Source organism: Yoonia maritima (assembly GCF_043641945.1).
GTDB lineage: Bacteria > Pseudomonadota > Alphaproteobacteria > Rhodobacterales > Rhodobacteraceae > Yoonia > Yoonia maritima_B.
Map to the genome: position 1 here is coordinate 60,215 of NZ_JBHZRX010000010.1, position 25,973 is coordinate 86,187.

General features: G+C 53.8%; 24 protein-coding genes. 13 read left to right on the forward strand and 11 right to left on the reverse strand.

The window, feature by feature from the left end; all coding sequences use genetic code 11:
• Position 1: 1 nt before the first annotated feature.
• The 9 genes from dusB (at position 2) to hflX (ending at position 11,733) form a co-directional block, all read left to right on the forward strand.
• Positions 2-1,003, forward strand: a complete 1,002-nt coding sequence (gene dusB, locus ACHUEV_RS17285) for a tRNA dihydrouridine synthase DusB (protein ID WP_394182106.1) — start codon at positions 2-4, stop codon at positions 1,001-1,003.
• On the forward strand, positions 1,000-2,076 hold the full coding sequence (locus ACHUEV_RS17290; RefSeq protein WP_394182108.1) for a two-component system sensor histidine kinase NtrB: 1,077 nt from the start codon (positions 1,000-1,002) through the stop codon (positions 2,074-2,076). The genes dusB and ACHUEV_RS17290 overlap by 4 nt, the downstream gene beginning before the upstream one ends.
• Positions 2,076-3,449 carry a response regulator gene (locus tag ACHUEV_RS17295; RefSeq protein ID WP_394182110.1) on the forward strand — a complete coding sequence of 458 codons (1,374 nt, stop codon included), beginning with the start codon at positions 2,076-2,078 and terminating at the stop codon, positions 3,447-3,449. Before ACHUEV_RS17290 ends, ACHUEV_RS17295 begins: the two co-directional genes overlap by 1 nt.
• Before the next feature lie 131 nt (positions 3,450-3,580).
• Entirely contained in the window at positions 3,581-5,800 is a 2,220-nt protein-coding gene (locus tag ACHUEV_RS17300) for a sensor histidine kinase NtrY-like (protein ID WP_394182158.1), read from the forward strand.
• An 8-nt stretch (positions 5,801-5,808) separates the two neighbouring features.
• Positions 5,809-7,212 carry a nitrogen assimilation response regulator NtrX gene (ntrX, locus tag ACHUEV_RS17305; RefSeq protein ID WP_394182160.1) on the forward strand — a complete coding sequence of 468 codons (1,404 nt, stop codon included), beginning with the start codon at positions 5,809-5,811 and terminating at the stop codon, positions 7,210-7,212.
• Positions 7,212-8,588 (forward strand): Trk system potassium transporter TrkA, encoded by a 1,377-nt coding sequence (trkA, locus tag ACHUEV_RS17310; RefSeq protein WP_394182112.1) that lies wholly within the window; start codon positions 7,212-7,214, stop codon positions 8,586-8,588. Before ntrX ends, trkA begins: the two co-directional genes overlap by 1 nt.
• Complete coding sequence (locus ACHUEV_RS17315) at positions 8,588-10,108, forward strand: TrkH family potassium uptake protein (RefSeq protein ID WP_394182113.1); 1,521 nt, start codon at positions 8,588-8,590, stop codon at positions 10,106-10,108. The genes trkA and ACHUEV_RS17315 overlap by 1 nt, the downstream gene beginning before the upstream one ends.
• A gap of 114 nt (positions 10,109-10,222) precedes the next feature.
• A complete protein-coding gene (hfq, locus tag ACHUEV_RS17320) occupies positions 10,223-10,456 on the forward strand; it encodes an RNA chaperone Hfq (RefSeq protein ID WP_045996137.1) in 234 nt (77 codons plus the stop codon).
• A 2-nt stretch (positions 10,457-10,458) separates the two neighbouring features.
• Complete coding sequence (gene hflX, locus ACHUEV_RS17325) at positions 10,459-11,733, forward strand: GTPase HflX (protein WP_394182116.1); 1,275 nt, start codon at positions 10,459-10,461, stop codon at positions 11,731-11,733.
• Here the strand turns inward: hflX and ACHUEV_RS17330 are convergent.
• From ACHUEV_RS17330 to ACHUEV_RS17370, 9 genes are all read right to left on the reverse strand, one after another.
• Complete coding sequence (locus ACHUEV_RS17330) at positions 11,730-14,192, reverse strand: penicillin acylase family protein (RefSeq protein WP_394182118.1); 2,463 nt, start codon at positions 14,190-14,192, stop codon at positions 11,730-11,732. The two genes, hflX and ACHUEV_RS17330, sit on opposite strands and share 4 nt — an antisense overlap.
• Before the next feature lie 57 nt (positions 14,193-14,249).
• Entirely contained in the window at positions 14,250-15,596 is a 1,347-nt protein-coding gene (locus ACHUEV_RS17335) for a branched-chain amino acid ABC transporter permease (RefSeq protein WP_394182120.1), read from the reverse strand.
• Positions 15,593-16,603, reverse strand: a complete 1,011-nt coding sequence (locus ACHUEV_RS17340; protein WP_106354302.1) for a branched-chain amino acid ABC transporter permease — start codon at positions 16,601-16,603, stop codon at positions 15,593-15,595. The genes ACHUEV_RS17335 and ACHUEV_RS17340 overlap by 4 nt, the downstream gene beginning before the upstream one ends.
• Entirely contained in the window at positions 16,603-17,058 is a 456-nt protein-coding gene (locus ACHUEV_RS17345; protein ID WP_394182122.1) for a hypothetical protein, read from the reverse strand. The genes ACHUEV_RS17340 and ACHUEV_RS17345 overlap by 1 nt, the downstream gene beginning before the upstream one ends.
• Entirely contained in the window at positions 17,055-17,768 is a 714-nt protein-coding gene (locus ACHUEV_RS17350; protein ID WP_106744273.1) for an ABC transporter ATP-binding protein, read from the reverse strand. Before ACHUEV_RS17350 ends, ACHUEV_RS17345 begins: the two co-directional genes overlap by 4 nt.
• Entirely contained in the window at positions 17,765-17,923 is a 159-nt protein-coding gene (locus ACHUEV_RS17355) for a hypothetical protein (RefSeq protein ID WP_394182124.1), read from the reverse strand. The genes ACHUEV_RS17350 and ACHUEV_RS17355 overlap by 4 nt, the downstream gene beginning before the upstream one ends.
• Positions 17,920-18,702 (reverse strand): ABC transporter ATP-binding protein, encoded by a 783-nt coding sequence (locus tag ACHUEV_RS17360; RefSeq protein WP_106354309.1) that lies wholly within the window; start codon positions 18,700-18,702, stop codon positions 17,920-17,922. The genes ACHUEV_RS17355 and ACHUEV_RS17360 overlap by 4 nt, the downstream gene beginning before the upstream one ends.
• Positions 18,703-18,786: 84 nt before the next feature.
• The gene (locus ACHUEV_RS17365) at positions 18,787-19,974 is read right to left on the reverse strand and encodes an ABC transporter substrate-binding protein (RefSeq protein WP_106354311.1); all 1,188 of its coding nucleotides are present in this window, start codon (positions 19,972-19,974) and stop codon (positions 18,787-18,789) included.
• 167 nt (positions 19,975-20,141) lie between these two features.
• A complete protein-coding gene (locus ACHUEV_RS17370; RefSeq protein ID WP_394182127.1) occupies positions 20,142-21,143 on the reverse strand; it encodes a GlxA family transcriptional regulator in 1,002 nt (333 codons plus the stop codon).
• Positions 21,144-21,324: 181 nt separating this feature from the next.
• Between ACHUEV_RS17370 and ACHUEV_RS17375 the strand changes: the two genes are divergently transcribed.
• Entirely contained in the window at positions 21,325-22,695 is a 1,371-nt protein-coding gene (locus ACHUEV_RS17375; RefSeq protein ID WP_394182128.1) for a class II 3-deoxy-7-phosphoheptulonate synthase, read from the forward strand.
• On the opposite strand, the gene ACHUEV_RS17380 is transcribed toward ACHUEV_RS17375, so the two are convergent.
• Entirely contained in the window at positions 22,696-23,337 is a 642-nt protein-coding gene (locus ACHUEV_RS17380) for a PAS domain-containing protein (protein ID WP_394182130.1), read from the reverse strand.
• A 183-nt stretch (positions 23,338-23,520) separates the two neighbouring features.
• On the opposite strand from ACHUEV_RS17380, the gene ACHUEV_RS17385 reads away from it, so the two are divergent.
• The 3 genes from ACHUEV_RS17385 to ACHUEV_RS17395 are packed head-to-tail and all read left to right on the forward strand — an operon-like array spanning position 23,521 to position 25,571.
• Positions 23,521-24,411: a YicC/YloC family endoribonuclease gene (locus ACHUEV_RS17385; RefSeq protein WP_394182132.1), complete on the forward strand. Its 891-nt coding sequence runs from the start codon at positions 23,521-23,523 to the stop codon at positions 24,409-24,411.
• Positions 24,412-24,414: 3 nt separating this feature from the next.
• On the forward strand, positions 24,415-25,053 hold the full coding sequence (gene gmk / locus ACHUEV_RS17390) for a guanylate kinase (RefSeq protein WP_394182134.1): 639 nt from the start codon (positions 24,415-24,417) through the stop codon (positions 25,051-25,053).
• Positions 25,050-25,571 carry a gamma carbonic anhydrase family protein gene (locus ACHUEV_RS17395; protein WP_394182136.1) on the forward strand — a complete coding sequence of 174 codons (522 nt, stop codon included), beginning with the start codon at positions 25,050-25,052 and terminating at the stop codon, positions 25,569-25,571. The genes gmk and ACHUEV_RS17395 overlap by 4 nt, the downstream gene beginning before the upstream one ends.
• On the opposite strand, the gene ACHUEV_RS17400 is transcribed toward ACHUEV_RS17395, so the two are convergent.
• Positions 25,568-25,897: a hypothetical protein gene (locus ACHUEV_RS17400; protein WP_394182138.1), complete on the reverse strand. Its 330-nt coding sequence runs from the start codon at positions 25,895-25,897 to the stop codon at positions 25,568-25,570. The two genes, ACHUEV_RS17395 and ACHUEV_RS17400, sit on opposite strands and share 4 nt — an antisense overlap.
• Between the last annotated feature and the right edge of the window lie 76 nt (positions 25,898-25,973).

Genomic DNA, 25,973 nt, shown 5'->3' on the forward strand with positions numbered 1-25,973 from the left:
AATGACTGTTCCTTTGGCAAACAACGAATCGATCACGCTCAACGATGTGGCTTTGCAGCCTCCCGTTGCGCTCGCGCCTTTGGCGGGCATTACCGATCTCCCATTTCGGCAGCTTGTCGCGTCTTTTGGCGCGGGCTGGGTCGTCAGCGAAATGGTCGCGAGTCAGGAAATGGTGCAGGCCAAGCCCGGGGTACGCGAACGTGCTGAACTGGGCTATGACCAAGAGGGTACAGCGGTTCAGATTGCCGGGCGCGACGCATATTGGATGGCCGAGGCAGCCCGCATGATCGAAGCCAATGGCGCGGCCATGATCGATATCAATATGGGATGCCCTGCGAAAAAGGTGACCAACGGTTATTCGGGCTCTGCATTACTGCGAACACCTGATCACGCCTTGTCGTTGATCGAGGCCGTAGTGAATGCCGTAAACGTGCCCGTCACGTTAAAAACGCGGCTAGGCTGGGATGATGACAGCCTGAATGCTGCGGACGTGGCCAAACGCGCCGAAGACGCCGGGATCAAACTTGTTACGATCCACGGGCGTACGCGATGTCAGTTTTACAAAGGTGCCGCCGACTGGTCAGCGATTGGCGCAATCAAAGATGCCGTCACGATCCCTGTCATCGCAAACGGCGACATTATTGATGCAGCCACTGCACGTCAGGCGTTGGACCTGTCAGGGGCTGATGGCGTGATGATCGGGCGCGGTGCGCAGGGGCGGCCTTGGGTCCTGGCGCAAGTTGCAGCCGCACTTCATGGCGGGCCGGACGTGGAAGTCCCAGTAGGGGACGATTTGGTCAATCTGGTCAGCGCTCATTATGAGGCAATGCTGTCGTTCTATGGAACGGAATTGGGGCGCAAAGTCTCTCGTAAGCATTTGGGTTGGTACATGGATGATGCCCACGCCGATCCAGTCTTGCGCAAAGCCATTTTGACCCACGCAGACCCGCGCGATGTCTTACGTGATCTTCCCGAAGCTCTTAGCCAAAAGGTACCCGCATGATACTTGATACTGCGCTTTGGTCGTCTTTGCCTGTGCCTGCTCTGATGTTGGATGGGGACGACTTGATTATCTCAAGTAATCCTGCCGCTGAAAGCTTTCTGAACATGTCGAGCAAATCGCTAACAGGTCAGCGGATTTGGGAAAAGGTCATGATCGACGCACCGCTAGAGGAGCCATTCGATCGTGCCCGCGAGAACCGTTCGTCACTGTTTGTGAACGACGTGAACGTCGGTAGCGGTGAACGTGCGCCGATGATGTGTAACCTGCAATTCGCGCCATTGCAGGGCAGCGAAGAGGTCATGATTGTGATGATCAGCCCGCGCGAAATCGCGAGCCGCGTGAACCAGCATCATTCGTCCGAAAAGGCCGCGAAATCGGCGATCGGTATGGCTGAAATGCTTGCCCATGAAATCAAGAACCCACTGGCTGGGATTACAGGTGCAGCCCAGCTTCTTTCGATGGGGCTAAGCACTGAAGATCAGGAAATGACGGACCTGATCGTGGAAGAAAGCCGCCGTATCGTGAAACTGCTTGAACAGGTTGAGCAATTCGGCAATTTACGCCCGCCATTGTTAAAGGCGGTCAATATTCATGACATTCTTGATCGCGCGCGACAGTCTGCCTCGGTCGGGTTTGGCGCACATATGCTTTATATCGAAGACTACGATCCGTCATTGCCGCAGACCTTAGCTGATGGGGATCAACTGCTGCAGGTCTTTTTGAACCTCCTGAAAAACGCATCAGAAGCGAACAAAGAAGGTGGGGCAATCCGGCTTCACACCTTTTATGACACGTCGCTGCGTGTACGTCGGTCAGACGGAACACAGGCGCGTCTGCCGCTTCAAATTGAGATTATTGATAATGGTCCGGGCCTGCCGCCCGAGATCGCCGATGATATTTTTGAACCATTTGTGTCGGGCAAAGAAAACGGAACAGGGCTTGGGCTTGCGCTTGTGTCCAAGCTGATCAGTGACGGGGGCGGATGGATTACTGTCGATAGCGTCCCGGGCCGCACAGTGTTCCGCATTTCATTGCCGCTGGCACCAAAAGAGACTGAAGTAGGAGAAAGCTAATGGACGGTACCGTTCTTGTTGCAGATGATGACCGGACAATCCGGACCGTACTGACCCAAGCGCTGACGCGGGCAGGGTGCAAGGTGCACGCGACTTCGTCGCTCGTGACGTTGATGCGTTGGGTAGACGAGGGCAAGGGTGACCTTGTGATCTCGGACGTTGTGATGCCTGACGGTAATGGGCTTGATCAATTGCCAAAGATTGCAGCAGCGCGACCGGGCCTGCCTGTCATCGTGATCTCTGCGCAAAATACTATTATGACGGCTATCCAAGCAGCCGAGGCAGACGCATATGACTACCTGCCGAAACCCTTCGATTTGCCTGATCTGATGAAGCGTGCTGCGCGTGCGCTTGAAGTTAAACGCCGTGCGCCCAATACCCGTGCTCCCGATGTTAACGCATCGGAACAGGCGGGTGATTTGCCTTTAGTTGGTCGCACTCCCGTCATGCAGGCGCTGTATCGCCTTGTCGCACGGGTGATGAACACGCAACTGCCCGTTTTGATCACCGGCGAAAGCGGTACCGGGAAATCCCTGATCGCTCGCGCGGTTCATGACTTTTCGGATCGCCGGAGCCTTCCTTTTGTCGTTGTCTCCGCTTCCGATTTGGAAGGCATGGATGGCCCATCTGCGGTTTTAAGCCGCGCAAAGGGTGGTTCAATCCTATTTGACGAGGTCAGTGATCTATCAGACGACGCTCAAGGCCGTATTGTGCGTATGCTGGATGCGCTGGGTGATAATGCGCCACGCATCATGGCGACATCGCAGTCTGACCTGATGGCACGCATGGAAGAAGGAAAATTCCGGGAGGACCTGTTTTATCGGCTTGGCGGTGTCACGGTTGATGTACCTTCACTACGCGAACGCGTCGACGATATCCCGCTGCTCGCTGAACACTTCCTAGCCCGCTCAGAGCGTGACGGTGCACCCGTGCGTCGCTTTGGCGAATCTGCGTTGGAATTGGTTCGCGCTTACAGCTGGCCCGGCAACGTGCGCCAGTTAGAAAATGCGGTCCGCCGCCTGGTCTTTACGGCTGCTGAAGAAGAGATCACTCGCGCAGAAGTCGAGATGGTCTTGGGTAACCAGCCGGCTATTGAACCACTGCGGTCAGGCGGCGAGGGCGAGAAGCTGTCAGCTAGCGTTGGTAAGCACCTGCGTCGTTATTTCGACCTGCACGGCGGAGTCTTGCCGCCCCCGGGCCTATACAATCGGATCTTAAAAGAGGTCGAAGGGCCATTAATTGAGATCGCATTGGACGCAACAGGCGGAAATCAGGCCAAATGTGCTGATTTACTTGGTATCAATCGCAATACTTTGCGCAAGAAGATCACTGACCTCGATATCCGCGTGACACGCCGCCGCAAATTGATGTAAAACCGCAACAGGACCGTGGCTGATGTGCTTCTATGATGCATAGCTGCCACGCGTACCGGCGGTAACGTGGGAAAACCCACCTAAATAAATGAGACTGAGGCGTGCGGCGTACCTATTGGGCCTCTTATTTGATGCGGTTTGGCCGTTGGCAACGCCAACGCCATATTCAAAGCTTTGTCACTGCGGCTCTTGTGGTCGCGGGGCCTGTTTTGGCTGTTGCGACCTACATTGTGGTTGGCCCGTTAAGTCAGGGTGCATCCTCACCGCCGCTGCGTTTGATCCTGCTCAGCGATCTTGTTTACGTTTTAATCGTGATGGCCGTTGTGATGCGGCAAGTCGCACGAATGGTCGCCGCGAGACGCGCAAAATCAGCTGGTTCGAGATTGCACCTGCGCCTGACCGGTGTTTTCGCACTCTCAGCCCTGATCCCGACGGTTCTGGTTGCGGTATTTTCGGTTCTACTTATTTCCGTCGCGCTTGAAGGCTTGTTTTCCGAGCCTGTCGGGAACGTCCTGCGAACGTCACTGACGACTGCGCAAGCCTATGAAGAAGAGCACCGCCAAGAACTGACCAGAGATGCAAGGGGCCTCGCCGGCTATCTGAACCGCGAAAGGCAGGCAAACCTGTTTATGGACGATGGCGAAGTGCGCCGCGCCCTGGGGGACGTGCAGCCACAGATCGATAGATCATTGTCCGAGGCGTTTGTTATCGATGGAAACGGTGATATCGCGGCGCGTGGCACGGGCTCTTATGATTTCGACTACGAACGCCCAAGCGCCGAGATATTTGCCGTCGCGGACAGTGATGGTCTCGCTATCATCGAGGACGTTGAAAACAACGAATTCCGCGCCTTGATGCCACTGACCGCATTTCGCAATCGCTATTTATATGTGACACGAAGTGTGGACGGTAACGTTTTGTTATTGCTTAATGACACAACGCAAACTGTTGAACAGTACGAACTGCTTGCAACAGAGCGAGGTAAGATGTTGTTCCAGTTTGGCCTCTTGTACCTTGGCTTTGCGGTGATCTTGATTTTGGCCGCTATCTGGGGCGCGCTTTGGTTTGCAGAGCGCTTATCGCGGCCGATTGGACGTCTTGTTTCCGCTTCACAGCGCGTCGGCGGTGGGGACTTGGACGTACGCGTTATCGAAGACGACGGCGATGATGAGATATCGCAGCTAGGTCACTACTTTAACCTTATGACCGGGCAGTTAAAGGGGCAGCGTGATGAGCTGTTGGAAACGAACCGGATGACCGAACAGCGCCGTCGGTTATTTGACTCGGTGCTTAGTTCTGTGACGTCAGGGGTTGTTGGTTTGGATGCGGACGGCCGTGTCACATTGGTAAACCCGTCAGCGCAGCGCCTATTATCAGTTAACCCTGACAGTGGCCCGACGGCACTGCCTGTCGCAATTCCAGAGTTTGCGGATCTGTTCAGCCAAATGATCAGCGCGGGATCTGACAACGTACAAGAACAAGTAAACCTAATACGTAAAGGCCAGCAAGAAAGCCTTTTGGTGCGGATGTCCCCACGCCGGAACGCGGATGGGGCGCTCGAAGGTTATGTTGTGGCGTTTGACGACGTGACCGACCTGGTCAGTGCGCAGCGGATGGCCGCCTGGGGTGATGTCGCCCGGCGTATCGCCCATGAAATCAAAAACCCGCTTACGCCCATTCAGCTGTCAGCAGAGCGTATTAAGCGTAAGTTTGCCAAGCAATTGGGTGACGATGCGAGCAAGCTTGAACAAATGACAGATGTCATCGTACGTCAGACCAATGACTTGCGACGTATCGTCGACGATTTTTCAAAGTTCGCTAGAATGCCCGAACCGGAAATGGCCGTTGCTGACCTGACCCAGCTTGTTGCGGATGCTGTGGCTTTGCAGAAGGCCGGGCAGCCGGCTGTTAAGATTTCCGCGTCGCTTCCCAAAAGCGCGATACTGGCCGACATGGACGGTACGATGATCAGTCAGGCGTTGATCAACCTGATTAAGAATGCTGGTGAAGCGACTGAAACATATAAAGAAACACACGGCACAGCTGAGTATAAACCTGAAGTCCGCGTCGAAATGCTACAATATGACGATCACGTGCGCATTAGCATTTCTGACAATGGCATCGGGCTGCCCGAAGACAGGGCGCGGTTGTTCGAACCCTATGTTACAACACGGGACAAGGGCACCGGACTTGGCCTACCAATCGTGAAGAAAATTATCGAAGAACACAGCGGGACGCTGACACTTGCCGACGCTGAGATCTTTGACGGGCAGGACCACGCCGGTGCCTGTGCAATCATTCAACTACCATTAATGTCTGCCGGTGCGCAGACCATAAAGATACCAGCATGAGGACGATGATGGGCGATATTTTAATTACTGATGATGAACGTGATATCCGAGAACTCATTTCGGATATTCTAAAGGATGAGGGTTATACGACCCGACTTGCAGGCACATCCGACGAATGCATGGCGCAGATTTCTAAGGCGCCACCGGCGCTCATGATCCTTGATATCTGGCTCAAGGATAGCAACATGGACGGGATCGATATTCTGAAATCGGTCAAACGTGATCACCCGGATATCCCGGTGGTGATTATATCTGGGCACGGAAACATCGAAATCGCAGTCGCAGCAATTAAGCAAGGCGCCTACGATTTCATTGAAAAACCGTTTAACATCGATCAGTTACTGGTTGTTATTCGTCGTGCGATGGAAACGTCCCGACTGCGTCGTGAGAACGTCGCGTTGAAACGTGGTGACGTTGCAAGCGCTGAGATGCTTGGTGATAGCGCCGCATTCCGCACGCTGAAGTCGCAACTGGATAAGGTAACGAAATCAAATGGCCGGGTCATGCTGACCGGCCCAGCAGGCGTCGGTAAGGAAATCGCCGCGCGCTACATCCATGCGAATTCTAACCGTTCCAGCGCACCTTTTGTCACGGTGAACTCCGCATCTATTGAGCCCGACCGCATGGAAGAAGTCCTGTTTGGCCGTGAAGATAGCGGACGCGGCATTGAGCCAGGGTTGCTTGAGGAGGCAAACGGCGGGGTAATCTACTTTGACGAAGTAGCCGATATGCCACTGGGAACGCAGTCAAAAATCCTGCGTGTTCTTGTTGATCAGCGTTTCCAAAGGGTAGGTGGCACCGACAAGGTACAGGTCGACTTGCGGGTCATTTCAAGCACCAATCGTGATCTACCATCAGCCATCGACGCCGGTACTTTCCGCGAAGAACTATATCACCGCCTCAATGTCGTGCCGATTGGGGTGCCATCGCTTGAGGAACGTCGCGAAGATATCCCTGTTTTGGCCGAACATTTCATCGAGGTCTTTAACAAGGCGCAGGGCCTGCCACTGCGTAAACTTGCAGACGATGCGCGTGCATTGCTGCAAACCATGCTGTGGCCGGGAAATGTGCGCCAGCTTAAGAACGTTGTGGAACGTGTTCTAATTCTTGGTGAAAATACCGGTGACATCGCTGCAAGAGAGCTGCCAACCGGTGAGGAAAGTGGCGGCAGCGACGAAGGCCGCATTGTCTTGGCTGGTGGTCTAGCGACACTGCCTCTGCGTGAAGCGCGTGAATTATTTGAACGCGAATACCTCTTGACCCAGATTAACCGATTTGGTGGTAACATCAGTCGGACAGCGACTTTTGTCGGAATGGAGCGTTCCGCTCTGCACCGTAAGCTCAAATCGCTTGGCGTAGTGACAACAAACAAGGCGGGCGGTCGTGTCGCCTATGTCGAGGACGAAGCGTAATGAAGGTCATTATCTGTGGTGCGGGTCAGGTCGGTTGGCAGATCGCGCGCCATTTGTCGGGTGAAAAGAACGACGTAACGGTGGTGGATAACAATCCCGAACTGGTGCGCCGCGCGACCGACACGTTGGATGTGCAGGGTATCGCAGGACACGCAAGTTATCCTGACGTCCTTGATCGTGCGGGTGCCCGTGACGCTGATATGATTATCGCAGCGACCCATTCCGACGAAGTAAATATGGTGACCTGTCAGGTGGCCCATTCGGTTTTCGCCGTCCAGCGCAAGATCGCGCGTCTACGTGCGCAAAACTATCTCGACGCGATTTATTCTGACCTTTATCGCCGGGATCATTTGCCGATCGATGTGGTGATTTCCCCTGAGAAAGAGGTCGCCGAAGCAGCGTTGCAGCGCCTTGCTGCGCCCGCGGCATTCGACACTGAGAGTTTCTTAGAAGGTCGCGCCCAACTGCTGGGGATCACGATTGATGATGACTGTCCGGTCATCAATACGCCGCTGCGCCAGCTCACGGATTTGTTTTCGACTTTGCGCGCCATTGTTGTCGGCATTCGTCGTGATGGCGGATTGTTTGTGCCCTCAGCTGGCGACCAGATTTTTGCAGGCGATGATTGTTACATCTTCTGCGTGACCGAGGACATGACGCGCACGCTCGAGATTTTTGGTAAAACACATTCAAAACAAGAACGCATCGTCATTATTGGTGGTGGTAATGTTGGGCTTGGCGTCGCACAAGCGCTTGAAACGCGTACGGAACGCGTACGTGTTAAGGTAATCGAAAAAGACCGTACAATCGCCGAAAACGCGGCCGATACTTTAGACAGAACAATCGTTCTGCACGGTGATGGTCTAAACAGTGGGCTGCTTGACGAGGCGAGTATTTCGACTGCTGATGCCGTCCTTGCCGTGACCGACGATGATAAGACCAACATTCTGGTGTCCGTACGCGCCAAGGAGATGGGCTGCCCGATGGCCATCTGTTTGATCAACGACCCAACACTGGTGCCGCTGATGGGCCCATTGAATATCGACGCCTATATTAACCCACGTGCAACGACAGTTAGTTCTATTCTGCGTCATATCCGCCATGGCCGTGTGCGTGGCGTTTATTCCATCGGCGACGCAGAGGCAGAGGTCATCGAAGCGCAAGTGCTTGGTACATCGCCAATTGCAGGGCAACGGATCAAAGAAATCGATTTCCCAGAGGGGACGTTGATCGGTGGTCTGATGAAGCAGAACAAATTTGTGAAGCCCTCGGGCGAAACACGCATTGAAGAAGGCGACGTGATTGCGATTTTCGCGATGAGTAATGACGTGCCAGAGGTTGAACGCCTCTTGCAGGTTTCGATTGATTTCTTCTGATGAAATGGCTCGTTAAGCTCCCGTTTTTCGTGATCCTCATGGGGTTGGGTGCGATTGCTATGCTCGTGCCGTCTGCCCATGGCGTGATCATGGAAGATTTCACCACTATGCGCGTGTTCTTTTACGGGTTCTTGCTGTTCTCAATTCTGACAGTGACCGTCGGTCTGGCGACTTCTGGCTATGCGCCGACAAACGTTGCACGTAGCCAATTGATCGGGCTTTTGTCCGCATTCACGATACTGCCGCTTATGTTTGCTGTCCCGTTCTACGAGGCGGTTGGAAACACGACCTATCTGAATGCGTGGTTTGAAATGGTTTCCAGCTTCACCACCACCGGGGCGACGGTTTATGATACATCTGGGCGGCTCACACCATCACTGCACCTCTGGCGGGCGTTGGTTGGTTGGCTTGGCGGTTTGCTTATCTGGGTGACGGCTGTATCAATCTTTGCTCCAATGAACCTTGGTGGGTTTGAGGTGCGTGCAACCACGAACATCGGCAAAGGTGCTGTGTCTGGGTTTAGCCAAATCTCTCGTATTGCGGATCCGTCTGAGCGGCTTGTTCGCTATACTCTCACGCTGACCCCGATCTACCTCGGTTTAACGTTCCTTCTGTGGATCGGCCTGGTTGTCGCAGGAGAGTTGCCCTATGTCGCGCTGTGCCACGCGATGTCGACGTTATCAACTTCGGGGATTTCACCCATTGATGGGCTTTACTATGCGGCATCCGGTTTCTGGGGCGAATTGCTTATTTTTTGCTTCTTTGTATTCGCTCTGTCGCGTTTGACGTTTAGCCGCGGATTAATTGGCGAGGGTGATCAGGGCCTAAAACGTGACCCCGAATTCCGGACGGCTCTGGTTCTTATCGGTCTTGTTACAGCGGGGTTATTCTTGCGCCACTTTATCGCTGCGGCGGACCGACAGACCGTTGTCACCATCCAAGAGGTCTTTGCAGCACTTTGGGGTACTCTGTTCACCGTGGCGTCATTTCTGACAACGGCAGGGTTTGAATCGCATTTCTGGGGTGGTGCCGCGTCTTGGTCTGGGTTGCAGACACCGGGCTTATTTCTGACGGGAATGGCGTTGATTGGGGGCGGTGTTGCGACCACGGCAGGCGGTGTGAAGCTCCTGCGCATCTACGCGTTATATCGGCACGGCGAACGTGAACAAGAACGCCTGCTGCATCCGTCATCCATTGGTGGTGGAGGTCGCGAGGCGCGGCGCATTCGTAAGCAGGGCGCTTATATCTCTTGGATATTCTTCATGCTGTTTGCGCTTAGCATTGCCGCGATCATGACACTGATGTCATTAACGGGTGTGCAATTCGAAACCTCAATTGTGCTTAGCGTGTCGGCGCTGTCAACGACAGGGCCGCTGGCCGCAGTCGCTGCCGAAGTACCGATCGCGTATTCAGGGATACCTGATAGCGCTAAGGTCATTTTGGCCGCTGCAATGGTGTTAGGACGCCTCGAAACGCTTGCGATTATCGCGCTATTTAACCCTGAAATTTGGCGCGGTTAACACAGGTTAGTCTGTTTTCCTTTTGGGGCTGGAAACTCTGTCAGGGTCGCGACATACTGCGGCTAACAGCGAGGGGCCGATGCGCGGCCGTAATAACAAAAAAAGGGTGTCACAATGGCCGCCGACAAAGCAAATTTGCAAGATGCATTTCTTAACCACGTTCGTAAAACCAAAGTTCCGGTGACGATCTTTCTGGTGAACGGGGTAAAGTTGCAGGGTGTAATCACATGGTTTGATAGTTTCTGCGTTCTCCTGCGTCGCGACGGGCAAGCACAGCTTGTCTACAAAAGCGCGATTTCGACAATCATGCCAGCGCAGCCTATCAGCCTTTATGAAGGCGAAGAATAAGATTGCTAGAACATGATCGGCCCGTAACGCGGGCCTGGGTACTTCACCCGGATCTAAAGACAGACCATAGCCGCCGTGCCGCAGGCCCCGCGCTTGAAGAAGGCGTGTCGCTTGCGGCCGCCTTGCCTGATTTGCAGGTTGTGGGTGCTGATATTGTACGTCTGCCAAAAATCCATCCGGGTAAGCTGTTTGGCAAAGGCAAAATTGCAGAGCTAAAGACAGTCTTCGAGACGAATAAGGTCGAGCTGGTTCTGATCGATGGTCCAGTGACACCCGTACAGCAGCGTAACCTTGAAAAGGAATGGGGCGTTAAGCTGCTTGACCGGACCGGCTTGATCCTCGAGATTTTTAGCGATCGCGCGCGGACCTCTGAAGGTGTGCTTCAGGTCGAGATGGCAGCCCTGTCTTATCAACGCACGCGTCTGGTACGAGCTTGGACCCACCTTGAACGTCAACGTGGTGGGCTTGGCTTTGTTGGTGGTCCGGGTGAAACCCAGATCGAGGCTGACCGCCGTGCGATTGACGAACAGCTGGGGCGCTTGCGCCGTCAGTTGGCAAAGGTCGTTAAGACACGCGAATTGCACCGTGCGTCTCGTGCCAAGGTGCCATTCCCGATCGTTGCTTTGGTTGGCTATACCAACGCAGGGAAATCAACGCTGTTCAACCGACTGACAGGTGCCGAAGTGTTCGCTAAGGACATGTTATTCGCGACGCTTGACCCGACAATGCGCAAGATCGTTTTGCCTACGGGTGACGAAGTAATCATGTCGGATACTGTAGGCTTTATCAGTGACTTGCCGACCGAACTTGTTGCGGCGTTTCGTGCGACACTTGAAGAAGTGCTTGATGCCGATCTGATCGTGCACGTGCGTGACATCAGCCACGAACAGTCCGAAGAACAGTCACAAGATGTGATGACAATTTTGCAAAGCCTCGGCGTTGCCGAAGAAGCCCCATTGATTGAAGTGTGGAACAAGATCGACCAGCTATCGCCGGAAGATCACGACGCGATGGTCACGCAAGCGGCACGCACAGATGATCTGTTTGCAGTGTCAGCGATCACCGGCGAAGGGATGGACGCGCTATTGGCGGCGATCCCGGACAAGCTTAAAGATCCGCGCACCGAGGAAAGCATTCATCTTAGCTTTGCCGATGGACGGAAACGCGCGTGGTTGTTCGACGCTGGTATCGTGACGAACGAAGAGCAGACCGAAACAGGTTACGATCTTACCGTGTTCTGGACAGCGCTACAGCGCGAACGTTTCGCCCGACTTTAAGGTTTGGGGGTCAGTACTGTGACCCCCACAGCCGCCGCCCGTGCCAACGCCGGGTCTAGCGACATCGGGATATACTCTCCGCGCCGCCATAGTTCACCAAGGTTGTCATAGTAGCGCGAAAGAGGGTGCCCGGATTGCCCGGTTGCCGTAACAAAGACTGAACTGTCAGGATCAGCAAAATCATAGACACCACGATAGCCTGCGGCATGTACGTTCTGGAACGGGGCTGGCCCAACACCGGACGTTTTGCCGCGCTGCAATGTATTGTCGCCGCCACTTGTTGATTGACGGATATTGACGACCCAATTCAGAATTGGTGTTTGGCCCAAAACGGCATGATCATGTTTTGCGACATGCGCATCGCCCCAACGGACAGCTTCGATTGCCGTGCCGTGGTTCTCGGTAATCCAGATCAACGCGTCATCCAGAGCTTGGCGGGCGATGTCTGTGCAGGTTTCGACTGGTGCCGATTGGATTACATCGCACCAAATGCCAGCGCCATCAACATTGCGGAAGACACGTTCAATAAACACAGGGGCAACATGCGTGAACTCAGCCGAGAGTGGCCCTAGTTCGTCACGGATTAGGCGTTGCTGCACCGCGCGTACCCAAGCCGCATAGATCAGAGGCTCCGGCAGGTGTTCATTCATTTCACCGTTCCACGCCGATAGGAGATCAAGTGCGATCTGCCTGCGCCGTTCGGGTGTACCTTCGGGGGCCGCATCACCAGTGTACCAAAGATCAGCGCCCATGAGTGCTGAAAGCGTCCGCGCTGTGAAACTGACGGTATCCAACTGCGCCTCAATAAAGCTGTCACGGGTGTGCACTTCACGAGCTTGCATCAGTCGACGCCAGCGATTGATCCGCTGCGTGTCGCCCCAAAGGTACGACACATGGCGCGGGAATTCGCGATCAACCGTCTTGTTGTTGGTATTGCCGATGATCCCGCCTTCTGGGTTCAGGAAAATCGGGTTGTCGCTATAGGGGAAACGACCCTGCCACCGGTTTTCCGGCAGGTACCCAAATGATGGAAAACGACCCCGGCTTTGATGGTTCGGATCACGTGCCGGAATTGCGCCAATGGTTTTCATCGCGATGCGGTTTCGATCCGCAAGCGTCAGGTTCAGCGCAGGTGCAATAAAGGTTTCGCCGGCCCGAATGGCCTCATTCACTGTCCGGGCGCGCATGATGCCCATGGCGGCAGAGATCGACGTATCGCGATCTGATAGGGCGCTCCACGCGATTGCGGTAACGTGATCCGGTGGCGTGATTGTCCCAAGGTTAAACTGATTGCCCGACATGACCGGCCCATTTGCGGTCCAACGCAAGCGCAATGTGACGGCTGGTGCGTCCTTAATGTTGACGATGCTGTCACGGGTGCGGAACGGCACCCAACCATCAGGCCCGCGATATTGGTCGCGGTCGTCGGGGTTCACTTCTTCGATCATGATATCAAGATCGTCGACATAAGCCGCCGTAATGCCCCAACCAAGGCTATCACCGCGGCCCGACATGATAAGCGGTAGTCCCGGAATCGTAGCGCCAATCACGCCGCCACTTTCCAGCTCTAGCCGGGCGAGATACCAGATAGTCGGAGCTGTCAGCCCCAGATGCGGGTCGTTAGCAAGTAGCGTTGATCCGGTTGCCGAACGGTCAGCATTTGCGGCCCACGCGTTTGACGCGCCGGCAAGCTCTGGCGGGTGAAATGGCGACAATGGATCGGACGCCAACTGCGTATCAGGTGTGAACGACGGGACATCGGGCACAAGGCTCGCGTATGCGGGTAGGGCAGCGATTCCACTTGTAGGATCGTCAGGCATGATGTCACGCAGACGGTCATTGTCGATCAAAAGCGAAGTGCGCGCGCGTAATACTTCATTCGCCAGATTTGGCGAAAGTTGCAGAGCCATTAGTTTTAGAATTGCGATGGAATCCGCTGGCTGCCAAGGCGAAACGGGATGGCTAAACAGCCACATTTCGGGCGCCCCACGACCACGCGCTCCTGCGTTCACTTCATTCAGCCAAGCATTCACACCAGCAGAATAAGCATTCAGGGCCGCAGTCGTTTCCTCATCCTGCGCCTTTTCTGAAGCGACAGAGAGGTTGTAGATGTCGTAGCGGCGCATCGCCTCATCGATCTTTAGCGTACGTTCGCCGAATAGTTCAGACAGCCGGCCCTGAACCGTGCGGCGCAACATCGTCATCTGCCATAGCCGGTCTTGGGCATGGGCATAGCCAAGCGCAAAGAATACGTCCTGGTCGTTGGCACCAAAGATATGGGGCACGTTGGCGTTATCGCGCACTATCTCAATCGTCGCGCTAATTCCAGCCACATCGGTCTGGGCATCGTAGTCGGGCAGGGACCGCGAGGCAAAGTAGTAGGCCAGTGTAACGGTCGCAACGCAAAGAACAATCAATGCAGTTGCGAACCAGATAAGCCAACGGAAAATCAGCGCCATAGGAACCTCGGGGTTTTTTGTTGGCCCCGTTGTACCAATGCTATCAGGAAGAACAAGCTAGCGTTCTGGGATCAGGCCTCTTGGGCTGAAACGCAGCACCAACAACAGGACAAGCCCCATGGTCAGTAGGCGCATATGCGCTGCAGATTCGATCATCCGCTCCTTGAGTTCACTGCCGTCAGCCAAGCCGCTGGATAGGATATTCATCAAACCAAGGCCCATTGGTTCAACCTGAACCCATAGCCACCAGATCAGGATACCACCAAGAACAGCGCCAAAGTTATTTCCAGAACCGCCAACGATCACCATGACCCAAATCAGGAAGGTAAAGCGGAGTGGCTGATACGTACCGGGTGTCAACTGACCATCAAGCGTGGTCATCATCGCGCCGGCAATCCCGCAGATTGCTGAGCCAAGGATGAAAATCTGCAGATGGCGCGCGGTTACGTCTTTGCCCATCGCCTCGGCTGCGGTTTCATTGTCGCGAATTGCGCGCATCATACGGCCCCATGGGCTGTTAAGTGCCTTTTGCGCCAACCAAAGCAGTACCAGCAGCACAATCGCGAACAGGACTGTGTAGCATAGTTTAGTGTAGATCGTGGATGCAGTGACCGGGTCAAAGCCAAAGCTTGCCGCACGCGCGATAAAGCCCGGATCGCTTTGTAGTGTGACCTCATAGGGCACGGGACGGGGCAGGCCGTTCACGTTCTTCACGCCACGTGCCAACCAGTCTTCGTTTTTCATGACAGCGATGATGATCTCTGCAATGCCAAGTGTCGCAATCGCCAAGTAATCAGACCGCAGGCCAAGCGCTGTTTTTCCAATGATCCAAGCAGCACCAGCGGCCAGCAGACCACCCATGGGCCATGCCAATAGGATGAAATAGTCGGGCAGGAGCATGTCGTTGGCATCACGGTGCGGGCCAAAGATGTTCAAACCACCCAAGTAACCAGTCGATGCAGGATCAACCGCCTCAATCGCGACCACACCTGCATCAAAGACTGCGCGGTAGATCACGAAACCAACGATAAGCGCGGCAATCGTACCCAATGTACGTGCACGACCTGTTAGTTTCTTGCGGAGGAACACAACGGCGACCACAGTCGCAACACCCAGCAGCAGTCCTGCGATAACTTGCAAGCCGCCAGCTGACCATGCCTCGCCCACGGGGGGCATGCCGATCAGAACGGTGGCCAACCCGCCAAGCGCGACAAAGCCCATGACCCCGATGTTAAACAGCCCGGCAAATCCCCATTGCAGATTTACGCCAAGTGCCATGATCGCGGACACAAGCCCCATGTTTAGGATGAACAGGGCAGAGTTCCAGCCTTGGACAAATCCGGTGCCAACGAGCAGCAGGCCGACGAATGCGAAAAGCAGTGTGTTTTTCAATGCAGGGTTCATACGGATTGCCCCTTGAACAGGCCGGTCGGTTTAAACAGCAGAACGATAATCAAGATCGCAAAGCTGACGGCGAATTTATAATCGGTAGACATCAACTGGACGAGGCCATCAGGCTCAAGGCTATCTGGCATCATATACACTAGCACTTTTTTCCATGCGTAGGTGATCGTGACTTCGCTGAATGCGATGACGAAACCACCTGCGATGGCACCCAGTGGATTGCCAAGGCCACCAACGATGGCAGCAGCAAAGATGGGCAGCAGTAGCTGGAAGTATGTGAAGGCTTTGAAAGACTTATCCAACCCATAAAGAACACCTGCTGTGGTCGCGAGTGCGGCGACAATCATCCAAGTGACCTTAACCACCCAATCAGGGTTAATCCCGGAAAGAAGTGCCAAATCCTCGTTGTCTGAAAACGCACGCATGGATTTACCAGTACGGGTTTTGTTGAGGAACCAAAACAGCAGTGACACGGCGATAATCGCGACGACAACGGTGATTGCCTGCGTCGTCTTAATGGCAAGACCTTCACGCAGGCCAGTCATTTCTTTGAAGTCGCGTGCCGTGATCAAGAACCGTTCACCATCGGCAAAGCGGATATCGCGTACGCCAATGATAAAGCGCACAATGCCGTTCATCACAAACATCACACCCATAGACACGATGACAAGAATGACAGGCTTGGCCTTTTGGTCACGGTAGAATTTGTAAACCAGCCAATCGGTGAACAGCACCAAAAGGATCGTGGCACCAATTCCGAATGGCAAGGCGAGAAGGGCGGTTGGCAGTGGGCCAAAGGTAATCCCAAGCGCAAGTAGCGCATTGGTCCCGATGATCGTCATCGCCGTGCCAAAGGCCATAGTATCGCCATGAGCAAAGTTCGAGAACCGCAGGATGCCATAGATCAGCGTGACACCAAGCGCACCGATAGCGAGCTGAGCACCATAGGCTAGGCCCGGTACGATGACAAAGTTAGCGAGGGCCACAAGGGCGTTTAAGAAGTCCATTAGTGTCCAGGTCCTCTGGTGCAGGTTCCGCTATATTCACGATAACCAGTTACGACTGGTTCGTTTGCAGTGTATTCGACGATCATCTCTTCGAACCGCGCTAAACCACTTTCATATACTGAAAGAGTATCACCGCGCCCGATATGTGACTGCCCATCATGATGGTATATTTCAGCACCATCGACCGATGACCTCGAATAGCATTTCATGGCGTCACCGATAAAAGAGCTTTCGCAGTACATTCCCGGACCACTGGAATTTTCATTCTGGAGAAGAAGCGTCATGGCTTTATCGTCACCCTGTAAATCACAGCGATAGACCATAGTATCACTGTGCTTTTCGCTTGTTAGAGACGCCGATCTGGCTGCACCGTTATTATAAACTGCATACGGTCGCTCCGAGATACATCCGGGCAGCATGAGAGCTACGGCACCTAATGTTGATAACTGCTTCATCCGCCCAGAAAACTCCGCCGTACGTCTTCGTCCGCCAACAGCTCTTTACCTGTACCTGTGTGTGCATTCCGACCCTGAACAAGAACATAGGCTTTGTCTGCAATTTCAAGTGCTTGTCGTGCGTTCTGCTCAACCATCAGGATTGGAATGCCTGTCCGGGCGACCTCAATGATCCGGTCGAAAAGCTCGTCCATCACGATGGGCGACACGCCTGCGGTGGGTTCGTCCAACATTAGCACTTTGGGTTGTGTCATGAGTGCGCGACCGACGGCGACTTGTTGGCGTTGACCACCTGACAATTCGCCTGCAGCTTGGTTGCGTTTTTCTTTAAGGATCGGGAACAGGTCGTAAACCTGCGTCATCGTATCCTTGAAATCGTCGCGACGGATAAAGGCACCCATTTCTAGGTTTTCTTCAACCGTCATCGACGTGAAAATATTGTGGGTTTGGGGCACAAAGCCCATCCCCTTAACCACGCGTTCCTGCGGCGACAGTTTGGTGATGTCTTCACCATCCAGACGCACTGCGCCTGAATTGACGTTCAACATGCCAAAAATGGCTTTCATCGCGGTAGATTTGCCAGCCCCATTGGGACCAACAATCACTGCGATCTCGCCTTTTTCGGCGGCAATCGTACAGCCATGCAAGATATCAGGACCTTTGCCATAGCCACCGGTCATGGCGTCGCCGATCAGAAACGGTTCGCTCACTTGTTAATGTACTCCGACAAGAAGGGCAGATAGGTGGTTAGCGTGTTGCGCATCAGCGCCTGCTCGGATCCATCCGCGTGATAGAGGTAGATATAGTACAATGTGCCGGCTGCGCCCAATACGGCACCGAGCAACACGGTTAGTAAGAATTTCATGTCATAACCTTATCTTTGTTTTTTAAGCCGGTGCCGAGGTAAGCCTCGATCACCTGTTCGTTGGCTTTGATTTCGGCCAATGTCCCTTCGGCCAAAACGTGGCCCTCGGCCATACAAATAACTGGGTCACAAAGGCGGCCAATAAAATCCATGTCGTGTTCAATCACGACGAATGTGTAATTACGTTCTTTGTTCAGGCGAATGATCGCGTCGCCGATCGTGTTCAATAGGGTGCGGTTAACGCCTGCACCGACCTCGTCCAAGAAGACGATCTTGGCGTCGACCATCATAGTCCGCCCAAGTTCGAGCAGCTTTTTCTGTCCGCCGGACAGGTTACCTGCTTTTTCGTCTTTCAGGTGGTCGATTGTCAGGAATTCAAGAACCTCATCCGCTTTGGCAAGCAAGGCGCGTTCTTCGTTCGCGATCCGTTTGCGGCCAAACCAAGCGTTCCACAGCGTTTCGCCAGATTGCGCGCCGGGCACCATCATCAGGTTTTCGCGCACTGTCATAGACGAAAATTCGTGCGCGATTTGGAAGGTGCGCAGCAGCCCCTTGTGGAACAATTCGTGCGGTGGAAGCCCTGTGATGTCTTCGCCCATCATGGTCACACGGCCAGATGTTGGCTTAAGAACGCCTGCGATCACATTGAAAAGCGTTGTTTTTCCGGCGCCGTTTGGTCCGATAAGGCCCGTGATAGACCCTTGTTCGATGCGCAACGACGCCCCATCAACGGCCCGAAAACCACCAAAGGTTTTCACCAAATTCTCGACAACGATCATATCTTCCTCTCGCACACCTTTTTGGCATGTCTATTAGATGAAGCGGCGCAGTCTCCTGCGCCGCTTCGACTTTGGTGCGATATATTAGCGGTAACCGATTGTCGAATACTCGCCGTCAGCGAATTCGATTTCTTGGTAGTTACCAGCAGATTCACCGGGTCCGATCAGTTCAACTGCGGATGCACCGACGTAATCGATGTCTTCGCCAGCTGCGATCAGCTCAAGGCCTTTTGCCAATTCACCAGGGTAGATTTCAACACCGGGTGCGTTTGCAACGTCAAAGACGTGGTCCTTGAATGCAGCAGAATCGCTGGAACCAGCAGCCTGCATCGCCAACATGATCAGTGCCGCAGCATCGTATGATTCTGGTGCAAATGCGCCTGTGCCGTCGAAACCAGCTGCTTCGGCCATTTCAACGAATTTTGCAGCGCCCGGGCTGTCGGTGCCGGGGTAAGCGCCATAAGAGCCGTTAAGTTCTTCGCCAAAGTTTTCGTTCAGCTTTGCGCCAACCATGCCGTCAGGGAAGTAGAACGTGTCGAACGCGCCAGAATCGAGCGATGAACGCACGACGCCTGAACCGCCTTGGTCAACGTAGCCAGCGACAACCAGAACTTCGCCACCAGCAGATGCCAATGCGCCAACTTCAGCAGAGTAGTCAGCTTTGCCGTCTTCGTGCGCTGCAGAGATTGTTACTGTACCGCCAGCAGCTTCGAATGCTGCTTGGAACGCATCAGCCAAGCCTTTGCCGTAGTCGTTGTTTGTATAAGTCAGTGCGACTTCTTCAACGCCACGATCCTGAAGAATTTCAGTAATGATAACACCCTGACGCGCATCAGAAGGTGCTGTACGGAAGAACAGGCCGTCATCTTCGGCAGTCGATAGGCCCGGTGATGTCGCGGATGGAGAAATCATCACAACGCCGTTTGCACGTGCAACGTTCTGCAAAATCGCACCCGTCACACCAGAACAATCCGCGCCCATGATCGCGTTCACGCCATCAGAAGTTACAAGACGTTCTGCCGCCGCTGTCGCCGCACCGCTATCGATACATGTGCTGTCGCCGCGTACAGAAGTCACTGTCGCGCCGTCCAAAAGTGCACCAGATTCGGTGACTTCGGCCATTGCAAGCTCTGCGCCTGCGCCCATGGCAGGAGTGATCGACTCAAGTGGGCCTGTAAAGCCAAGCACAACGCCGATTTTCACTTCGTCAGCAGCCATTGCGCCACCAGCAATCATTGTCATGGCGGATGTCGCCATCAGTAGTTTTTTCATTTTAGACTCCCAGTTGGATCTTATTGTCCTGCGCGCCAGCTTATCAGCGTGTTTCCAAAAGGAAAGTCGGAACCAAAGGTCAATTTCACTGAATCATCGACCTAAAACGGTAAAAACGTCTAAGTTTTTACGGCTTATGATCAATCCTAGTTGAAAACAGGCTTTGTTCAGGATGGCGCACGCGAGGCGTGGCTGCCGCGTTCGCGGTACGGTGTAGTGTCATAGTGCGACCGATAGCATTTTGAAAAATGCGACGGTGATGCAAAACCACAGGCCAAGGCGACATTAATGACGGTCATGTCTGTCTGCATCAGAAGGTTCCGGGCCTTTTGCAGGCGCAGCTCCATATAATAGCGTTTGGGGCTGCGTGATAGGTAACGGCGGAATAGGCGCTCCAACTGACGCGTGGACATGCCGACATCAGTTGCAAGGGTCGCAGGGCTGATCGGTTCTTCGATGTTTTGTTCCATCATCTGGATAACACGTGACAATTTTGGATGACGAACCCCAATACGCGTCGGGATGGAAAGGCGCTGCGTATCCTGATCTGTTCGAATGGCTGAGTAAATCAGGATGTCCGCGACTGCATTGGCAAGGTCTTCGCCGTGATCATCGGCAATCAGTTTGATCATCAGATCCAGAGACGCGGTGCCACCGGCGGTCGTAATCCGATTTCCGTCAATGACGAAAACAGATTTGGTGAGCGTCACATCTTCGAACTCTTCAAGAAAGCTGTCGTGATTCTCCCAGTGGATTGTGGCCCGTTTGCCATCAAGCAACCCGGCCTTCGCGATTGTATAACCAGCAGTGCAAAGGCCTGCGATTGTAGCGCCGCGTCGCGCTTCGCGTCGTAACCAGTTTAGCAGCCGTTTGGTGGTAGCGATTTGGACGCTAATCCCACCGCAGACCATGATAGTATCGTCACGATCAGTTTCGCTTAGGCTATGTTCCACACGAAAGGCGCAGCCATTGGAACAAACGGCGTCTTCGCCATCTTCGCTGACGATTGTCCAAGTATATAGTGATTTTCCGGCAGTCCGGTTTGCTATACGCAGGCTTTCCACGGCTGCTGCAAAGCTAAGCATCGTGAAATTGTTCAGCAGAACAAACACGAAGTGGCGTGGTTTGCCGCTGTGGTCAACATCGACGATTTGTGGGTCTGCATACATACGAGATAGGTCCGAAAAAGGTATCGAAGGACCGAACCAGTTTTGACTTTCGTGATCAAGCCCCAATCACATGAATTTGGGTTTCTGGACAGCAATACACTTTCGTATTGGCCCTTTGGGCTGTGCGGGTTATACGGTCCACCTAAATTTAATTCACTATACACGGATATGGAGCAATAAAATGACCAACTGGCAAAAATCTGACTGGCGCAGCAAGCCCCGGGTACAGATGCCTGAGTATACCGACGCAGCTGCGCTTAGCGCTGTAGAAGGTCGTCTTGCCAGTTATCCACCATTGGTCTTTGCTGGTGAAGCACGCAAACTGAAACAACAACTTGCCGCGGTAAGCCGTGGAGAAGCGTTTTTGCTGCAAGGTGGCGATTGTGCCGAAAGCTTTGCCGAATTTGGTGCCGACGCTATTCGCGACACATTCAAAGTGATGCTTCAGATGGCGATGGTTTTGACCTATGGCGCAAAGGTGCCTGTGGTTAAGGTTGGCCGTATGGCTGGTCAAATGGCCAAGCCACGTTCAGCGCCAACTGAAACAGTAAACGGCGTTGAGCTTCCTAGCTACCGTGGTGACATCATCAACGGTTTCGATTTCACAGCTGAATCGCGTATCCCAGACCCAGAGCGTATGTCGCAAGCCTACATGCAGGCGGCTGCGACATTGAACTTGTTGCGCGCGTTTTCAACAGGTGGTTTCGCGAACGTTCACGAAGTTCATAAATGGACTTTGGGCTTTACTGACACCAACGAAGTTAAGAAATACAGCGATATGGCCGCCCGTATCACTGATACGCTTGATTTCATGGAAGCTGCTGGCCTGACCACAGATACCAACCATGAATTACAGACGGTTGATTTCTACACCAGCCACGAAGCGCTATTGCTCGAGTATGAAGAGGCGCTTTGCCGTTTAGATTCGACTTCTGGTAAGTGGCTCGCGGGTTCAGGTCACATGATCTGGATCGGTGACCGTACACGTCAACCAGACGGTGCGCATGTAGAGTTCTGCAAAGGTGTGCTTAACCCAATCGGCCTGAAATGTGGTCCGTCGATGACCTCTGGTCACCTTAAGGCGTTGATGGCGTCATTGAACCCAGAAAACGAAGCAGGTCGTCTGACGTTGATCGCACGCTTTGGTGCGGGTTCCGTTGGTGAACACCTGCCTCGCCTGATCAAGGCCGTTGAGGAAGAAGGTGCAAACGTCGTTTGGACCTGTGATGCGATGCACGGTAACACGATCAAATCGACGACGGGCTATAAAACGCGTCCATTCGATAGCGTGCTGCGCGAAGTCAAAGAATTCTTTGCTGTTCATAATGCAGAGGGCACGATCCCAGGTGGTGTGCACTTTGAGATGACAGGTAAAGACGTGACTGAATGCACCGGCGGTATCCGTGCCGTGACAGACGAAGACCTGTCTAGCCGTTACCACACAGCTTGCGATCCGCGTCTGAACGCGTCTCAGTCGCTAGAATTGGCGTTCTTAGTTTCCGAAGAACTGTCGGCACGCCGTAACAAGCTGGACCAAGCCAAAGCAGGCTAATCAGCCGTTATTGATAACCAATCGAAGGGCCGGATGTGTTGCGTCTGGCCCTTTTTCGTGGGCGGGCTGCGGGTGGCTTTGGGCTGACGCCAGCTTCACACCTAGAGTTTCGTGGCGCAGTGGCATCTCTTTGGCGATCTCAAACCGGCGGGGGCGGTTCCCACGCGGGCCTTCGGTCACGATAGCACCTAGCATACGATTGGTTTGGCCCGTTTCGTCGCGCAAGGGCAGCATCAGCATGGTTCCTGTCAAAGGTGCACGCACAATATTTCCCGGTACGCATAGTGGCACGGCAATGATCGCGGGTTCGCAAAAGGCTGTGTCGACCAGTGCAATGATCTCATCACGTGCACTGGGTGCAAAAAAGGTCCCAATCGGCATACCCCGCGCATCCATTTTTAGTAAATCATGCAATTGCTGCCCTGCGACCCGCATCCGGGCAACGCCGGGTGATATGCGCTGTAAGATGAATGTATGGGGCAGGGCGTTGTCAATTTGACGCGGTTGTATGTCATTTCGTGAAGGTATTTGGCGGGCATGACGAAGTGCCTGCCAGTATGCCTCTAGGCTTTGCAGGATGGGATCATTCGCGCCGGGTATTTCGTGGCTGGGGCGAAACGGTATATTACTAACGACTTCCATGTGATCCTCGATGATCCTTTAAACTCAAAACTTAGGACAATTAGCTTTTCCTTTAAGTAGAATTTAACACAGTTTGATCATGGTTTCATTTAACAAAGTGTTAAACGGTTAACGCGCGCAGGCTTGCCCAATGGGCCATTTATCCAATAGGACCAATGCAAACAGTAGCGTAGGCGGTGACACATGACCCAATCGATGACAGCATTTGCAAGCAGGACAGGGGCGCTTGGCCCTGTATCATGGAGCTGGGAAATGCGGGGCGTGAATGCGCGTGGTTTTGATCTTCGGTTACGCTTGCCCGAAGGGCTGGACGGCGTGGAACCCGCGCTGCGTTCTGCGGTTGGCGATGCTATCGCGCGCGGTAATGTGACCGTGAACCTACGGATAAACCGCGAAGAGACAGCCGGTGAGCTGGCCATCGACGAAACCCGACTAGACGCCGTGCTTGCGGCACTTGATACCGTCCAAGAACGCGCGTTCACGAAGGGTGTGACGCTTGCGCAGCCGACAGCGGCTGATGTTTTGGGGCAGCGCGGGGTTTTGGTCGCTGCACAGCCGCAAGACGACGCTGAACAGCTGGTTGCCGCGTTAAAATCAGACATCCCGTTGCTTTTGGCCGATTTCTGCGAAATGCGCCGTACCGAAGGCGCCGCATTGCACGATGTTGTTGCAGGGCAGCTAAACCAGATCGCGGTACTGACCGAGGATGCGGCGAAAGCTGCGGCTGACCGTGCGCCACAAGTGCAAGAAAACCTAACGAATGCGCTTCGCCGCGTGTTGGACGACGTTGCAGAAGTCGAAGAAGGGCGTATCGCCCAAGAGCTTGCCTTGCTTGCAATGAAAAGCGACGTCACCGAGGAGATAGATCGGCTTAAGTCGCATGTTCAAGCGGCCCGCGATTTGCTTGCCGATGATAAACCATCTGGCCGTAAGTTTGATTTCCTCGCGCAGGAATTCAACCGCGAAGCCAATACACTTTGCGCAAAAGCGCAGTCCGCGCCACTGACCGCAATCGGGCTTGACCTGAAAGCCGTGATCGACCAGATGCGCGAACAAATTCAGAATGTGGAGTAACTGATGTCCCGACGCGGCCTTTTGATCATTCTTTCGTCACCTTCGGGGGCGGGAAAATCAACGCTCGCTGGGCGTTTACGCAATTGGGACGATAGTTTGCGCTTTTCTGTTTCGGCAACCACGCGCGAACCTCGCGAAGGCGAAGAGAACGGCAAAGACTATTTCTTTGTGTCAGTGCCCGAATTTCAAGAGCAGGTCGCAAGTGGCGATATGCTGGAACATGCGCGGGTCTTCGGGAACTACTATGGATCGCCCAAGGCGCCCGTACAGGCCGCGATCGAAGCGGGGCGTGATGTCTTGTTTGATATCGACTGGCAGGGTGCACAGCAGATCAGTAACTCAGCGCTGCAGGAACACGTACTGTCGATCTTTATTCTACCGCCATCGATTACAGAGCTGCATCGCAGGTTGGTCAGCCGCGGTCAGGATGCGCCAGAAGTCATTGAAAAACGGATGCAAAAAAGCTGGGATGAAATCAGCCACTGGGACGGGTATGATTATGTACTGGTAAACGATGATTTGGACGCTACCGAAGAGCGCCTTAAGACAATCATCAGTGCTGAACGCCTTCGCCGGTCACAACAACCTGATCTAGTGAATCACGTGCGTGAATTGCAGACACAATTTGGAGAACGGGAATGACATTCTATGCACTAGGTAGCCTTCGTCCGTCGGTCGCAGATGATGCTTGGGTTGCTCCGGGCTGTCATATTGTCGGAAATGTCACCCTTGCTGCAAAATCATCGGTTTGGTTCGGGACTACGATGCGTGGCGATAACGAGATGATCACCATCGGCGCCGGCAGCAACGTGCAAGAAAACTGCGTCATGCACACCGATATGGGTTATCCGCTGATCGTCGGGGCAGGGTGCACGATTGGCCACAAGGCGATGCTGCACGGCTGTACGATTGGTGATAACAGCCTGATCGGGATGGGTGCCACTGTTTTAAACGGCGCAGTCATCGGTAAGGGCTGTCTGATTGGGGCAGGTGCGCTGATCACAGAAGGCAAAGTCATACCCGATGGATCACTTGTTATGGGCGCACCGGGCAAAGTTGTGCGCGAACTTGACGCTGCATCGCTCGCGGCCCTAAAAGCCTCTGCAATTCATTACCAAGAAAACGCCGAACGATTTTCGCGCGATCTAAAGCCGGTTTAGACGGGCATTGTAACGATATCGAACCGAAGTCCGGGTGCTCTGGCTTTGACTTCGGCAATGACCGCGTTTTTATTGGGGAGCGGATCAGCAACTACGCAGTATTGACCCTGAAACCCAATTTGATGAAGCGTTTCAGCGACCTCCATCGCATCGAACGTATCCGCGACGAGGGGGGATAGTATCGTATCGGGCGATACTTCGGCGATTGTCTGGGCGCATAACGCGTCGATGGAAACAAACGTCAGCTCGTCAGTGGGAGACAGGTTCCGCCCCTGTGCTTTCCAACGTGCGACATCGCCGATGACGATCGTTTTGGTCTTTGCCATTCGTTACCTCGGTTTAGGGGGCACAACTTGGGCGAATATTATCGGGAGCAACAAAGAACACTTGTACATTTTTTCT

Bases quoted from the DNA above. Each gene is read 5' to 3' on its own strand.
- dusB (WP_394182106.1), top strand. From the start codon at position 2: ATGACTGTTCCTTTGGCAAACAACGAATCGATCACGCTCAACGATGTG.
- ACHUEV_RS17290 (WP_394182108.1), top strand. From the start codon at position 1,000: ATGATACTTGATACTGCGCTTTGGTCGTCTTTGCCTGTGCCTGCTCTG.
- ACHUEV_RS17295 (WP_394182110.1), top strand. From the start codon at position 2,076: ATGGACGGTACCGTTCTTGTTGCAGATGATGACCGGACAATCCGGACC.
- ACHUEV_RS17300 (WP_394182158.1), top strand. From the start codon at position 3,581: ATGCGGTTTGGCCGTTGGCAACGCCAACGCCATATTCAAAGCTTTGTC.
- ntrX (WP_394182160.1), top strand. From the start codon at position 5,809: ATGGGCGATATTTTAATTACTGATGATGAACGTGATATCCGAGAACTC.
- trkA (WP_394182112.1), top strand. From the start codon at position 7,212: ATGAAGGTCATTATCTGTGGTGCGGGTCAGGTCGGTTGGCAGATCGCG.
- ACHUEV_RS17315 (WP_394182113.1), top strand. From the start codon at position 8,588: ATGAAATGGCTCGTTAAGCTCCCGTTTTTCGTGATCCTCATGGGGTTG.
- hfq (WP_045996137.1), top strand. From the start codon at position 10,223: ATGGCCGCCGACAAAGCAAATTTGCAAGATGCATTTCTTAACCACGTT.
- ACHUEV_RS17330 (WP_394182118.1), bottom strand. From the start codon at position 14,192: ATGGCGCTGATTTTCCGTTGGCTTATCTGGTTCGCAACTGCATTGATT.
- ACHUEV_RS17335 (WP_394182120.1), bottom strand. From the start codon at position 15,596: ATGAACCCTGCATTGAAAAACACACTGCTTTTCGCATTCGTCGGCCTG.
- ACHUEV_RS17340 (WP_106354302.1), bottom strand. From the start codon at position 16,603: ATGGACTTCTTAAACGCCCTTGTGGCCCTCGCTAACTTTGTCATCGTA.
- ACHUEV_RS17345 (WP_394182122.1), bottom strand. From the start codon at position 17,058: ATGAAGCAGTTATCAACATTAGGTGCCGTAGCTCTCATGCTGCCCGGA.
- ACHUEV_RS17355 (WP_394182124.1), bottom strand. From the start codon at position 17,923: ATGAAATTCTTACTAACCGTGTTGCTCGGTGCCGTATTGGGCGCAGCC.
- ACHUEV_RS17360 (WP_106354309.1), bottom strand. From the start codon at position 18,702: ATGATCGTTGTCGAGAATTTGGTGAAAACCTTTGGTGGTTTTCGGGCC.
- ACHUEV_RS17365 (WP_106354311.1), bottom strand. From the start codon at position 19,974: ATGAAAAAACTACTGATGGCGACATCCGCCATGACAATGATTGCTGGT.
- ACHUEV_RS17370 (WP_394182127.1), bottom strand. From the start codon at position 21,143: ATGTATGCAGACCCACAAATCGTCGATGTTGACCACAGCGGCAAACCA.
- ACHUEV_RS17375 (WP_394182128.1), top strand. From the start codon at position 21,325: ATGACCAACTGGCAAAAATCTGACTGGCGCAGCAAGCCCCGGGTACAG.
- ACHUEV_RS17380 (WP_394182130.1), bottom strand. From the start codon at position 23,337: ATGGAAGTCGTTAGTAATATACCGTTTCGCCCCAGCCACGAAATACCC.
- ACHUEV_RS17385 (WP_394182132.1), top strand. From the start codon at position 23,521: ATGACCCAATCGATGACAGCATTTGCAAGCAGGACAGGGGCGCTTGGC.
- gmk (WP_394182134.1), top strand. From the start codon at position 24,415: ATGTCCCGACGCGGCCTTTTGATCATTCTTTCGTCACCTTCGGGGGCG.
- ACHUEV_RS17395 (WP_394182136.1), top strand. From the start codon at position 25,050: ATGACATTCTATGCACTAGGTAGCCTTCGTCCGTCGGTCGCAGATGAT.
- ACHUEV_RS17400 (WP_394182138.1), bottom strand. From the start codon at position 25,897: ATGGCAAAGACCAAAACGATCGTCATCGGCGATGTCGCACGTTGGAAA.